The sequence below is a fragment of the Pseudocitrobacter cyperus genome (genome assembly GCF_039889165.1).
GTDB classification, from domain to species: Bacteria; Pseudomonadota; Gammaproteobacteria; order Enterobacterales; family Enterobacteriaceae; genus Pseudocitrobacter; species Pseudocitrobacter cyperus.
The window spans coordinates 668,532-681,250 of the sequence record NZ_JAYMYY010000001.1 but is presented as its reverse complement, the minus strand read 5'-3'; the positions used below and the strand labels follow the sequence as shown (position 1 = coordinate 681,250).

The 12,719-nt window shown below is 50.4% G+C and carries 12 protein-coding genes and 1 pseudogene; 8 read left to right on the top strand and 5 right to left on the bottom strand.

The window, feature by feature from the left end:
- Window positions 1-116: 116 nt before the first annotated feature.
- On the top strand, window positions 117-1,733 hold the full coding sequence (locus tag VSR74_RS03320; protein WP_347793379.1) for a peptide ABC transporter substrate-binding protein: 1,617 nt from the start codon (window positions 117-119) through the stop codon (window positions 1,731-1,733).
- 45 nt (window positions 1,734-1,778) lie between these two features.
- Here the strand turns inward: VSR74_RS03320 and VSR74_RS03315 are convergent, their stop codons facing one another.
- A complete protein-coding gene (locus VSR74_RS03315; protein ID WP_411914237.1) occupies window positions 1,779-3,914 on the bottom strand; it encodes an EAL domain-containing protein in 2,136 nt (711 codons plus the stop codon).
- Window positions 3,915-4,346: 432 nt separating this feature from the next.
- Here VSR74_RS03315 and zntB point away from each other — a divergent pair, with 432 nt between their 5' ends.
- The 3 genes from zntB to dbpA all read left to right on the top strand — a co-directional run bounded on the left by zntB (window position 4,347) and on the right by dbpA (window position 7,202).
- Window positions 4,347-5,330: a zinc transporter ZntB gene (zntB, locus tag VSR74_RS03310; RefSeq protein WP_347793377.1), complete on the top strand. Its 984-nt coding sequence runs from the start codon at window positions 4,347-4,349 to the stop codon at window positions 5,328-5,330.
- Between the two features lie 278 nt (window positions 5,331-5,608).
- Entirely contained in the window at window positions 5,609-5,800 is a 192-nt protein-coding gene (gene ynaL, locus VSR74_RS03305; protein ID WP_459349920.1) for a proline-rich small protein YnaL, read from the top strand.
- A gap of 28 nt (window positions 5,801-5,828) precedes the next feature.
- The gene (dbpA, locus tag VSR74_RS03300; protein ID WP_347793376.1) at window positions 5,829-7,202 is read left to right on the top strand and encodes an ATP-dependent RNA helicase DbpA; all 1,374 of its coding nucleotides are present in this window, start codon (window positions 5,829-5,831) and stop codon (window positions 7,200-7,202) included.
- A gap of 45 nt (window positions 7,203-7,247) precedes the next feature.
- On the opposite strand, the gene ttcA is transcribed toward dbpA, so the two are convergent.
- Window positions 7,248-8,183, bottom strand: a complete 936-nt coding sequence (gene ttcA, locus VSR74_RS03295) for a tRNA 2-thiocytidine(32) synthetase TtcA (protein WP_347793375.1) — start codon at window positions 8,181-8,183, stop codon at window positions 7,248-7,250.
- Window positions 8,184-8,346: 163 nt separating this feature from the next.
- On the bottom strand, window positions 8,347-8,559 hold the full coding sequence (locus VSR74_RS03290) for a KTSC domain-containing protein (protein WP_347793374.1): 213 nt from the start codon (window positions 8,557-8,559) through the stop codon (window positions 8,347-8,349).
- Window positions 8,560-8,773: 214 nt separating this feature from the next.
- Between VSR74_RS03290 and VSR74_RS03285 the strand changes: the two genes are divergently transcribed.
- The 4 genes from VSR74_RS03285 (at window position 8,774) to VSR74_RS03270 (ending at window position 10,995) form a co-directional block, all read left to right on the top strand.
- Entirely contained in the window at window positions 8,774-9,052 is a 279-nt protein-coding gene (locus VSR74_RS03285; RefSeq protein WP_015964590.1) for a YdgH/BhsA/McbA family protein, read from the top strand.
- A gap of 182 nt (window positions 9,053-9,234) precedes the next feature.
- The gene (locus VSR74_RS03280) at window positions 9,235-10,380 is read left to right on the top strand and encodes a transglutaminase-like domain-containing protein (RefSeq protein WP_347793373.1); all 1,146 of its coding nucleotides are present in this window, start codon (window positions 9,235-9,237) and stop codon (window positions 10,378-10,380) included.
- Window positions 10,358-10,714, top strand: a complete 357-nt coding sequence (locus tag VSR74_RS03275; protein ID WP_347793372.1) for a hypothetical protein — start codon at window positions 10,358-10,360, stop codon at window positions 10,712-10,714. The genes VSR74_RS03280 and VSR74_RS03275 overlap by 23 nt, the downstream gene beginning before the upstream one ends.
- Window positions 10,711-10,995, top strand: coding sequence for a heavy-metal-associated domain-containing protein (locus VSR74_RS03270; RefSeq protein ID WP_347793371.1), 285 nt, complete (start codon window positions 10,711-10,713; stop codon window positions 10,993-10,995). Before VSR74_RS03275 ends, VSR74_RS03270 begins: the two co-directional genes overlap by 4 nt.
- A gap of 60 nt (window positions 10,996-11,055) precedes the next feature.
- On the opposite strand, the gene VSR74_RS03265 is transcribed toward VSR74_RS03270, so the two are convergent.
- Together VSR74_RS03265 and ompC are read right to left on the bottom strand one after the other, a co-directional pair.
- Complete coding sequence (locus VSR74_RS03265; protein WP_347794384.1) at window positions 11,056-11,226, bottom strand: hypothetical protein; 171 nt, start codon at window positions 11,224-11,226, stop codon at window positions 11,056-11,058.
- Between the two features lie 127 nt (window positions 11,227-11,353).
- A pseudogene (gene ompC, locus VSR74_RS03260) lies at window positions 11,354-12,494 on the bottom strand (porin OmpC).
- Between the last annotated feature and the right edge of the window lie 225 nt (window positions 12,495-12,719).

The window sequence follows — 12,719 nt, the reverse complement described above, 5'->3', positions numbered from 1 at the left end:
ATGGTTTCCCTCGCTGAAAAACATTCGCCATATCAATTTTATGTGATAAGCCGTTTGCATTTCACTGGCCCGAAACAAATAATGTTTTCATTAAGTTGCCTTATTAAGGGGATGTCATGAAGTATCCTTTCACGTTGTCGTGCTGTGCGTTATGGCTCGGTAGTCTGAGTTCAGTTGCCCTGGCGGCGGAAGTTCCTGCCGGGACGGCGCTGGCACCCAGCCAGGAGTTGGTTCGCCATATCAAAGATGAACCCGCTTCTCTGGATCCGGCGAAAGCCGTAGGGTTGCCAGAAATTCAGGTGATCCGTGACCTCTTCGAAGGGCTGGTTAATCAGGATGAAAAAGGGAATATCATTCCCGGCGTCGCCACCCGCTGGCAAAGTAACGATCACAAAACCTGGACCTTTTCACTGCGCAGCGATGCAAAGTGGTCAGACGGTACGCCCGTTACTGCTGAAGATTTTGTCTATAGCTGGCAGCGCCTGGTTGATCCTAAAACCACCTCACCATTTGCCTGGTTCGCGGCGCTGGCGGGGATAAACAATGCGCAGGCAATTATTGATGGTAAAGCGAAGCCGGAATCACTGGGCGTGACCGCCGTGGATCCCCATACTCTGCGTGTGCAACTGGATAAACCTCTGCCGTGGTTTGTTAATCTGACGGCTAATTTTTCGCTCTTCCCGGTGCAAAAAGCCAATGTAGAAAGCGATAAAAACTGGACGCGACCCGGCAAACTGATTGGCAATGGCGCATATATTCTGAAAGACCGCGTGGTGAATGAAAAACTGGTGGCTGTGCCAAACGTTCACTACTGGGATAACGCAAAGACGGTGATTACAAAAGTCACATTCTTGCCAATCAACCAGGAGTCGTCGGCAACCAAGCGCTATCTGGCCGGGGATATCGATATTACCGAATCCTTCCCGAAAAACCTGTATAAGAAACTGCTGAAGGATATCCCAGGGCAGGTTTATACACCCGCGCAGCTCGGTACCTATTATTACGCCTTTAACACTCAGAAAGGGCCAACTGCGGATGCGCGCGTCCGCTTAGCGCTGAGCATGACGATTGATCGTCGGATTATTGCTGAGAAAGTGTTGGGAACCGGTGAAAAACCGGCGTGGCATTTTACGCCTGATGTCACCGCAGGATTTAAAGCGGAACCGACCCAAATGGAGCAGAGCAGTCAGGAAGAGCTGAATGCACAGGCGAAAACCCTGCTACAGGCGGCGGGCTATGGCCCGAATCGTCCACTGAATTTAACACTGCTCTATAACACTTCTGAGAACCATCAGAAGATTGCCATCGCCGTCGCATCAATGTGGAAAAAGAATCTCGGTGTTGACGTGAAACTGCAAAATCAGGAGTGGAAGACCTATATCGACAGCCGCAACACCGGTAATTTCGATGTGATCCGCGCGTCATGGGTAGGGGACTATAACGAACCGTCGACCTTCTTATCGCTGCTGACGTCGACCAATACCGGCAATATTTCGCGCTTTAATAATCCAGCCTACGATAAAGTGGTGAATCAGGCCACGCTTGAAAATACGGCGAAAGCACGTAACGCAGACTATAACGAAGCGGAGAAGATTCTGGCTGAGAAAGCGCCAATTGCGCCTATCTACCAGTATACCAACGGGCGTTTAATCAAACCGTGGCTGAAGGGGTATCCGATTGAGAACCCGGAAGACGTGGCGTATACGCGCACGATGTATATTGTGAAGCACTAATATACGAATAACGCCCTGATGCGATTTTGCGCATCAGGGCATTATTTACGCATGTTTCACTCTATTTTGTCGGATGGGGATAGGTGCTGTAGCAGTGTTTGCCGCCCTGCTATTAAAGGGCATCCGACTCAATGCCGCTTCAATATCCTGTGGAGGTAAGGCCTCACAGAAGAGCGAGCCTTGCAGTGCATCGCAACCCAGTTGTGTCAGTAAACGCTGCTGTTCTTCCGTTTCAATGCCGTCCGCTACGACGTTCATATTCATCGAATGCGCGATATGAATAATCGACGAAACGATTTTCACATTTTTGCTGTCATCACGAATATCTTTAATAAAACTTCGGTCAATTTTCAGTTCACGCGCGGGAAGTGTTTGCAGTAACAACATATTGGAATAACCGGTGCCAAAGTTATCAATGGATACGGTCAAGCCGATACGGTTGAAGTCATGGAATATTTGTAGATTACGATCGAGACCGTGCATGGCCGTCGTTTCTGTTAATTCGATTGTTAAGCGCAGCGGAGAAAGGTGATAACGCGAAAGCGTATTGCACAGTAATTCATAGATATTCTGTTCTTCGAACTGATTAGCCGAAATATTAATGGATAACGTCCAGTCATCGTGCCCCTCTTTGCTCCACTGGCGCAGTTGCTTACAAGACTGGTCGATAGCCCAGCTCTCTACTGGCAGTATTAAGCTCGTATTTTGTAACGTCGGTAAAAATACATTCGGCAGCAGAATGCCTTTTTTAGGATGACGCCAGCGCAGTTGCGCTTCAAAACCATAAATGCGATTTTCCTGGACATGGAATTTAGGCTGATACCACAGTTCGAACTGGTTACGTTCCAGTGCCTGGGTGAGATCCTGCAGCAGGTGGGCTCCCTGCCAGGAGCTATCGAGCATCGCATCGCCATACACCGCCCAGCCGTTGCGGCCATTGCGTTTGACATGATACATGGCGGTGTCGGCGCACAGTTTCAGTTCCTGCGGGGAGTCACCATCAGCGGGGTACATACTGATACCCGCGCTCAATGAGATTTGCAGGATCTGCCCGGAGTGATAAAAAGGCCGACGGATGCTCTCTACCAGACGATTGCACAACTCTGCGAGTTCAGCCTCCGTGCTGTGAGGCGCCAGCAGAATGAACTCATCACCGCCAATACGGGCAAGCGTCATTTTAGGCGGCAGGCAGGCGCTCAGCCGATTGGCGACGGAAACCAACAGGTTATCACCGACGTGGTGCCCCCAGGCATCGTTGATAAGTTTGAACCGGTCGAGATCCATCAGGACTAACCCAAACTCAGCACGCGTTAACCGTGCCTGTTGCAGGCAGGCGAGCAGACGCATATCAATCTGGCTACGGTTTGCTAACCCCGTGAGTCCGTCAAAGCGTGCCTGTTGTTCTAGCTGTTTATTCAGTTGCTGTAGGTTCTCGGTCAGGCGGGTCGTCCGAATTTGCGAATCCACCATTGAAATAACCAGCATTGTGCCCAGCAACAGCAGCGTGACTGCGGAAACCCATACTGAAAGTCCCTCTTCGCCGACCTGGTGGATGTGGCCAGTCATCATATGAGAGTGGCTTGAGAATGTCGCCGCACTCATGCCGGTATAGTGCATTGCGGCGATAGCAATGCCCATTGCCATGGCGGCGGCGATGCGGCAGAGCAAAACATGTTTGCTGTTCAGTCGCAGGCTGAAGGCCAGAAATAATCCAACGCAGGAAGCAATAACCGCAATCACTATCGAGATTATAATGCGAGGAATGCTCCAGATAATGCCACCGTGCATCATCAGCGCCGCCATGCCGACATAATGCATCGCCACCACGCCGCTACTGAGTAGCAGGGTGGCAATTGCCAGCCGTTTTGGCGACAGTGTCGGCCCGGCGACGGCTATATTTATCGCCAGCGTCGCAGCCGCTATTGCCGCCAGCAACGAAAGCAGCGTTAATTCCAGGTGATAGCTCATCTCCATAGGCATTCTCATTGCCAGCATGCCGATAAAATGCATCGACCAGATACCAATACCTAATGTCACTCCGCCCGAGATACGCCAGAACATTGCCGCTTTTTTATTGGATGCAGCAATTTTCCCTGCGCTATCGAGGGCGACGAAAGAGGCGATGAACGCCACCAGGAACGAAACGCCAACCAGAACCGGGTCCCACGAAACATGCAGCATCATGTCATCCACATTCTTAGATTTTGGAATTAATCTATCAGGAATAATCTGAAATAAGCTACAGAAATAACTTGATAGATCACGGTTTTTTAACGGATTGACGGTGTTTGACTTAAATAAGTATTGCTGAATCGCGTTAAACTAAAAGTCTCCGGAGAATTTATTTTAAAATACACTCACTGTAATTATGGCTTTATTTATTGGTGATTTTGAATTTTATTGAATATGTGATCTTCATAAAATTATAAAAGAATATATTCTTGCGCATAGAGCATATCTGGACACTGGCAATAGTTCTTTTTCATTAAATGGCAATGGCGCGCATGCATCGCTGCTTTTATGAGCAATTTCAGCGTGATGGGCACCAGAGTGATTGCGTAACCGGGACAGATGGCTAGACTAGCAAAATGTTGTGTCGTCAGTGGAGGTGATGTGGAAGCCATAAAGGGATCGGATCTTAACGTACCGGATGCCGTGTTCGCGTGGATACTGGATGGCAAGGGTGGAGTGAAAGCGCTTGATGAGAGCGATGTGATCACTAAAGAAAATCCATGCTGGCTGCATCTGAATTATACCAACCCGGAGAGCGCGCAATGGCTGGCGTCGACACCATTGTTGCCTAACAGCGTTCGCGATGCTTTGTCCGGAGAAAGCCTGCGCCCGCGCGTGAGCCGGATGGGCGAGGGGACACTGATCACCCTGCGCTGCATTAATGGCAGCACCGATGAACGCCCCGATCAACTTGTGGCGATGCGTCTCTATATGGATGAACGCCTGATTGTCTCCACCCGCCAGCGCAAAGTGCTGGCGCTGGACGATGTGATTAACGATCTTGAAGAAGGCAGCGGGCCGACAGACTGCGGCGGTTGGTTGGTGGATGTTTGCGATGCGCTGACCGATCACGCCAGTGAATTTATTGAACAACTGCATGACCGGATTATCGACCTTGAAGATAATTTGCTGGAACAGCAGGTTCCCCCGCGCGGGTTCCTGGCACTGCTGCGCAAGCAACTGATTGTGATGCGTCGTTATATGGCGCCACAGCGTGATGTCTATGCCCGGCTGGCGAGTGAACGTCTACCGTGGATGACCGACGATCAGCGGCGTCGTATGCAGGATATTGCCGACCGGCTTGGACGCGGGCTGGATGAGATTGACGCCTGCATCGCGCGCACGGCGGTGATGACGGATGAAATCGCCCAGGTGATGCAGGAATCACTGTCGCGTCGCACCTATACAATGTCGCTGATGGCGATGGTCTTCTTACCCAGTACGTTTTTGACGGGATTATTCGGCGTAAACCTGGGGGGGATTCCCGGTGGCGGGTGGCATTTCGGCTTTTACTCCTTTTGTATCATGCTGGTATTGCTCATCGGGGGTGTTACCTGGTGGTTACATCGCAGTAAATGGCTGTAAAAATTAACCTTTTTAACAGTTATTGAACACAAAAACGGCAATTAAATTGAGCGAGGTCAATAAACGACACCCCTAATCAGGGCAATATCTCTCTCGCAGGTGAATGCAACGTCAAGCGATGGGCGTTGCGCTCCATATTGTCTTACTTCCTTTTTTTGAATTACTGCATAGCACAATTGATTCGTACAACGCCGACTTGAATAGTCGGCTTTTTTTTGGCCTCTGTTCCTGTGGCATCTACCCTTAAAGAACCAACCTGATTTTCAGAGGGGAAGATGATGTACCAGGCACTACGACTTGAGGCATTCCAGCACATCCATTCAATTCCGACTGACCCGATTCCCGTTGATCCGCCTCCGGGACGCGATCCGATACCGCGCCCGCAGCCTATGCCGGATCCGCCGCCGGATGAAGAACCGATTAAATTGTCGCATCAGACGCCCAGATCTGCGAGGATACGCGCCTGCTGACGATAGCCTTTTACCGCGAGAAAATATTGTGACCGCTTTTTCAACACTGAATTCACTGCCCGCCGCCCAGATCGACAACCTTAACGATCTGGGCTATCTCTCCATGACCCCTGTTCAGGAAGCTGCGCTACCGGCGGTTCTTGCCGGAAAAGATGTTCGCGTGCAGGCGAAAACCGGGAGTGGTAAGACGGCGGCATTCGGTTTGGGTCTGCTACAACATATTGATGCCGGACGTTTTCAGACCCAGTCGCTGGTGCTGTGTCCGACACGTGAACTGGCCGATCAGGTGGCGGGGGAGATCCGCCGCCTGGCGCGCTACCTGCCTAATATTAAAGTGCTGACCCTCTGTGGTGGTCAGCCGTTCGGCGCGCAAAGAGACTCCCTTCAGCATGCACCGCACATTATTGTCGCCACGCCGGGTCGTTTGCTGGATCACCTGCAAAAGAGCACGGTTTCTCTTGAGGATCTGCAAACGCTGGTAATGGATGAAGCTGACCGTATGCTGGATATGGGCTTCAGCGACGCCATTGATGAAGTGATCCGCTTTGCCCCTGCCAACCGTCAGACTCTGCTGTTTTCCGCCACCTGGCCTGCGGCGATTGCGGCAATCAGCGGTCGCGTACAGCGTGACCCGGTGACGATCGAAATCGACAGCGTCGATGCGCTACCCGCCATTGAACAACAGTTCTTCGATGTATCGCGTCACGGGAAAATTACGCTTCTGCAAAAGCTGCTTACCCAGCATCAGCCCGCCTCCTGTGTTGTCTTCTGCAATACGAAAAAAGATTGTCAGGCTGTGTATGAGGAGCTGAATGCGGCCGGGCAGAGTACGCTGGCGCTGCATGGCGACCTTGAACAGCGCGATCGTGACCAGACCCTGGTACGCTTTGCCAACGGCAGCGCTCGCGTTCTGGTGGCCACCGATGTTGCTGCGCGTGGCCTGGATATTAAATCACTGGAGCTGGTGGTGAACTATGAACTGGCCTGGGATCCGGAAGTGCACGTACACCGCATTGGTCGTACTGCGCGTGCGGGCAACAGCGGTCTGGCCATTAGCTTCTGCGCGCCTGAAGAGGCGCAACGCGCCAACATTCTGGCGGAAATGCTGCAAATTAAGCTGAACTGGATGCCGGAACCGTCCCAGATCCGTATTGCGCCGCTGGCGCCGGAAATGGCAACGCTGTGCATTGACGGGGGTAAAAAAGCCAAGATGCGAGCCGGTGACGTGCTGGGCGCACTGACCGGGGATATGGGCTTAGTGGGGGCGGATATCGGTAAGATTGACGTGCATCCGGCGCATGTATATGTCGCCGTGCGGGAAAACGTCGCGCATCAGGCGTGGAAGCAGTTGCAGAAAGGGAAGATTAAAGGCAAAGCGTGCCGCGTGAGATTGCTGAAGTAATTTTATGCGCCTGGTCGACCGGATGGTCAGCCAGGCGCAGTGCGTTTATTTCACTTCCACCACGTTCAGACGCAGTTCATCAAGCTGAGTATCATCTTCTTCGGGTTGCCAGCCGACAGGCTGTAACGGCATCTCTTCACGGTCAAACGCCAGGTCGCCGCCATTAACGACTTCCGAACCGTGCGTAAGCCCTTTGAAATCGAACAGTTCAGTATCGCACAGATGCGATGGCACCACATTTTGCATGGCGCTGAACATGGTCTCAATGCGCCCCGGATAACGTTTATCCCAGTCACGCAGCATATCGCCGATCACCTGACGTTGCAGGTTTGGCTGCGAGCCGCACAGGTTGCATGGGATAATCGGGAACGCTTTGGCTTCTGAAAAACGCTCGATATCTTTCTCGCGGCAGTAGGCCAGCGGACGGATAACAATATGTTTGCCATCATCGCTCATCAGTTTCGGCGGCATACCTTTCATTTTTCCGCCGTAGAACATATTCAGAAACAGGGTTTGCAAAATGTCGTCACGATGATGGCCGAGGGCGATTTTAGTCGCGCCCAGTTCGGTTGCCGTGCGGTAAAGAATGCCGCGGCGCAGGCGTGAGCAGAGCGAGCAGGTGGTTTTACCTTCCGGGATCTTCTCTTTCACGATACCGTAGGTATTCTCTTCGACAATCTTGTACTCGACGCCCAGTTTCTCCAGATATTCTGGCAGGATGTGCTCAGGGAAACCCGGTTGTTTTTGGTCGAGGTTAACGGCGACCAGGCTAAAGCTAATTGGCGCACTCTGCTGCAGGTTGCGCAGGATCTCCAGCATGGTATAGCTGTCTTTACCGCCGGAGAGGCAAACCATGATGCGGTCGCCATCTTCAATCATGTTGAAGTCAGCAATGGCTTCACCAACGTTACGACGCAGGCGCTTCTGCAACTTGTTGAGGTTGTAGATTTCTTTTTTGCTAATTTCTTGATTCTGTTGCATTTAATAATTACTCAAAAATCGAAAGGAGCGCGATGCATAACGCGGAAACATCCGCTAAGCATAGGCTAGCCTGGGTTAGCTTACGACTGTGTGGCGTGTATGGTACGGATTACGGCGACGAATGCCAGCATCAATTGCAGCGGGAAGCGAGGGCTCGTACCGATCACCCTGTTTTGCGGCACAGGTACTTATTATTGATGACGCCATCAAAGTAGCGCCCCTTGGATTTTACCGTCAAAAATGTCTGGTACGTTTTTAAAGAAACACCAATGTACTGGTAAATACCCAGCGAAAAAAATTCTATCTCGAGAACTTTGTTTTTCTCATCGTAACCGATTGATTTTATCCGTGAAGAAGAAACACTTTCTCGTCGCATTATTTTGCCTTTTGCAGTCAGATAACCTCTATAGTACACGCATTTGGCAAGATTGTGAGGGGCGCCGCAGTCCTAATGTCTCTTTATCCAAAGACAGGTAAAGTTGCTGTTGGTTTGGGATATATTGATTAAATGTTTCCCTTTGTCATTGAAGATTTGAGAAATTGCTTATACTGTTACAGACGAAGACAAACCGTTAACAGGAGAGTATGCGATGAAGAAAGTATTGTTAGGGACGATGGCAGCGTTATCTATGGTGGCATTCAGTACCTCAGCAGCCGATTTAATTTCTAAAGATGAAGCTCATCACTTTAAACTGGAGTACATCGGTAACGTCTCAGTTGGCGCGACCAATGGTCAGGTTTCTTCCCCATCCGATCTGCATAAAAAATTGTCTGAACTTGCCGATAAGAAAGGCGGGAAATATTACGTGATTATTGCAGCGCGTGAGCATGGCCCGAACTTCGAAGCGGTCGCAGAAGTCTTTAAGTAAAAACGCAAATCAGTGTTATGGATAAGGCTCGCTCAGGCGGGTCTTTTTTATTATTTGGGGCGCTTAACATTCAGAGTTGGCAAGAGTCAGTTGTCGAGTGAGCGATGTCGCCGCATAATAGCGCAGACCTCCGCAGGTGCGGGGTTAAGTTCGAGCTTTTACTCGTGACTGAAGGAATAGTAATGGAACGGCGTAATTTTCTGAAAAGCGCAGCCGCACTCTCCACGCTGGGTCTCGTCAGCCCGGTCTTCTCCGAAAGTAAACAGGTGACTCAGCCTGCTGTTATCTCCAGTGGTAAAACACGCCGCTTTGTGATGACGCAAACATACAGTCTGAAAGCGCCAAAAGGGTCTGAGGGCCGGGTCAATTTGTGGATCCCGATACCTGAAAATACCGCCTTCCAGCAACTGCTTGATCTCTCCTTCAGCGGTAATTATCAGAACGCAGCCCTGAACGCCAACAACCGTTACGGCGCAAAAATGCTTTTTGTTAGCTGGGCCGATTCTAAAGGCGCGCTGGATATCAAGGTTGAAATGACCATTGAAACGCGGGACTGGGAAGTGCTCAAAGAGAATGCTCTGGCAGACTGGCAGTTGCCTGAGCACGACGCCATCATTCCGGATGAAATAAAGCCGTTCCTGCATGCCACACCGCATATTCCCGTTGATGGTCTGGTGAAAGAAACCGCACTGAAAATCATCGGTCAGGAAAAAGCCCCGCTTAAACAGGCGCGCCTGATCCACGATTGGGTTAGCACCCATATGCATCGCGACGATGCAGTGATTGGCTGCGGTACCGGTGATGTCGGTGAAATTCTGAAAACCAATAAACTGGGCGGTAAGTGCACCGATATTAACTCCGTCTTTGTCGCGCTTTGCCGCGCCGCGGGGATCCCGGCGCGTGAGATGTTTGGCATTCGCCTGGGTGCATCTGTGAAGCTCGATAACTATTCGAAAAAAGCCTTCGGCAGCGCGGATGCGAAGGGCGTGGCGAAAGTGAGCGGTGGTCAGCACTGTCGCGCCATGTTCTGGCTGGCGGGCTTTGGCTGGGTGCCAGCCGATCCGGCTGACGTCACCAAAATGCGTCTTACCGAGAAAAAAGAGAATGGCGACCCCGCGGTGAAAGCGGTGAATGATTATCTCTTTGGCAACTGGGAGATGAACTGGGTCGGCTTCAACCATGCGCGCGATTTTGCGCTCTTCCCGGCGGCAGAACAGGGTGATGTGAATAATCTGGGCTACCCGTATGCGGAAGTGGATGGCGATCCACTGAATTTCTACGATCCTGCGCTTTTCAGCTATGACTATGTCAGCGTCGAACAGCATTAAGGGCGGGCTGGTTACGCTACTGGCGGCGGTTGTCGCCGCTGGTGCATCGACCCTGTGCTGCATCGGGCCGTTGTTGTATCTGCTATTTGGTATTTCCGCAGCCGGGCTGATTGGTATTCCAGGCGCAAGTTGGCTACAGATCCCCATGCTGTTGCTCTCTGTCGGTCTGATGGCGCGTGGATTCTGGCGTTTATACCTGTCACCGAAACCGATTTGCGTGAATGTGGTGAGTCGGCGCGTGCTGGTATGGCTCTACTGGATATCAGTGCCGCTGGTGCTGGCGCTGTTGACGTATCCCTATGTGCTGCCGTGGATCTGGGAGATGATGGAATGAAAAAATTACTTTGTGCCGCGCTGTTGCTGGCGTCGCCCCTCGGTTGGGCGGGCAATAAACTGGTGACGATTGACGTGGGTGAGATGAATTGCTCGCTGTGCGTTATTTCGATTAATCAGGCGCTCCGCAGTACCGATGGCGTCATCAAAGCTAAAGCGTCGCTGAAAACGCGTCAGGCGTTGGTCACGGTTCCGGATGGTTTCGACGATCGGCAATTACTGGCCGCGATTGCGAAGACGGGTTTCAAAGGTGAAATAAATAACGTGGTGGAAGTACAGTAATTATTTATTGTACGGCGAGTCGAATAATTAATGCGGCTCGCCTGATCCCGTTGCATCATGTTATTTGTTCCCTGAATGTTTTGTCTCCTGGCTGAGCGGTTTCATTATCTCCTGTAAACGTTCATAGCGCTCTTCTGGCGTCAGGTAAAAGGGCATTAATTTACTTTTGATTCTCGGCTCTTTTTGCCAGACCTTTTTCATAACCTGTAAATATGATTCGATATGACGCATAATGGTATCTCCTGTTGGTGTATCTGAAATATAGCCAACAAAAAGATGAAGAAAAACTGATGGGATATTTTTAATTGTTCCGGGTTTTGCATAAAAAAAGCCCGCTGGTAACAGCGGGCTTTCAGCATTAGAACTGATAAACCAGACCCATAGCGACAATATCGGTCAGTTGAGATCCCGTTATTTTTGTAGAAGGCGTCATCTTCATCCAGCAAGTTGATTTTGTAATCAACGTAGGTGGACATATTCTTATTGAAGAAATAGGTGGCGCCCACATCGGCATATTTCACCAGATCTTTATCACCGACACCGTTGGTGGTTTGCAGATCTTTTCCTTTAGACATCAGGAAAGAGACGGCCGGGCGCAGGCCGAAATCGAACTGGTACTGTGCTGTTGCTTCGAAGTTCTGCGTTTTGTTGGCGATGGTGCCAGACTGATCGCCATATGGCGTCATGTTGCGGGTTTCAGAATACATGGTAGCCAGGTAAACATTGTTGGCATCATATTTCGCGCCCAGAGTCCAGGCATCCGCTTTGTCGCCGCCAGCAGTGGAATTGTTCACCTGTTCGGTTGTACGGTCGGAACTGCTATAGGCCGCACCGAAAGTCACGCCCATGCCAGTGTCATAGGTCGATGAGAGACCGAAGCCGTCGCCGTTAGAGTTCTTCATATTGCGGCCATTGTTGTTACCTGTGCCTTCCTGATCCCAGCCCTGAATCTCGTCAGAGGCCTGATTCTCGTTGGCTCCCTGATACTGCACCGCGAAGTTCAGGCCATCGACCAGACCAAAGAAGTCATTGTTGCGGTAGGTCGCAACACCGTTAGCACGGCCGGTCATAAAGTTGTCAGCTTTGGAGTATGTGTCGCCGCCAAATTCCGGCAGCATATCAGTCCAGCCTTCAACGTCATACAGCACGCCATAGTTACGGCCATAATCAAATGAGCCATATTGACCAAACTTCAGGCCTGCGAATGCCAGACGAGTCCACGACTGATTGCTGCTGGATTCGGTATTGTTCGCCTGAACGTTATATTCCCACTGACCATAGCCGGTCAGCATGTCGTTAATCTGGGTTTCGCCTTTAAAACCGAGACGAATGTAGCTCATGTCGCCATCGCTGTTGCTGTCATCAGAAAAATAATGCAGACCATCAACTTTGCCGTAAAGATCTAATTTATTGCCATCTTTATTATAAATTTCAGCCGCGTGAACTGCGCCAGCGCTCAGCAGAGCAGGAATGACAAGGGCCAGTACTTTTCTTTTCATTTAGTTATTCCTTTAGATTGTTTTTATACACTCGATTCCCATCGGGGAACTAAATCATGCTAATTGAGTCAAAGGGGATATGGTAAAAAACAATTGTTACGGAATAAGTAAAATCTCAAGAATATGATTCTTATGAAATAGTGATAATTTTGGTGAATGTATTCATTGAAAATATATAAAATAAAAATTATTCAATTTCCTGTTTGTACAGTAAGATGCAACCGT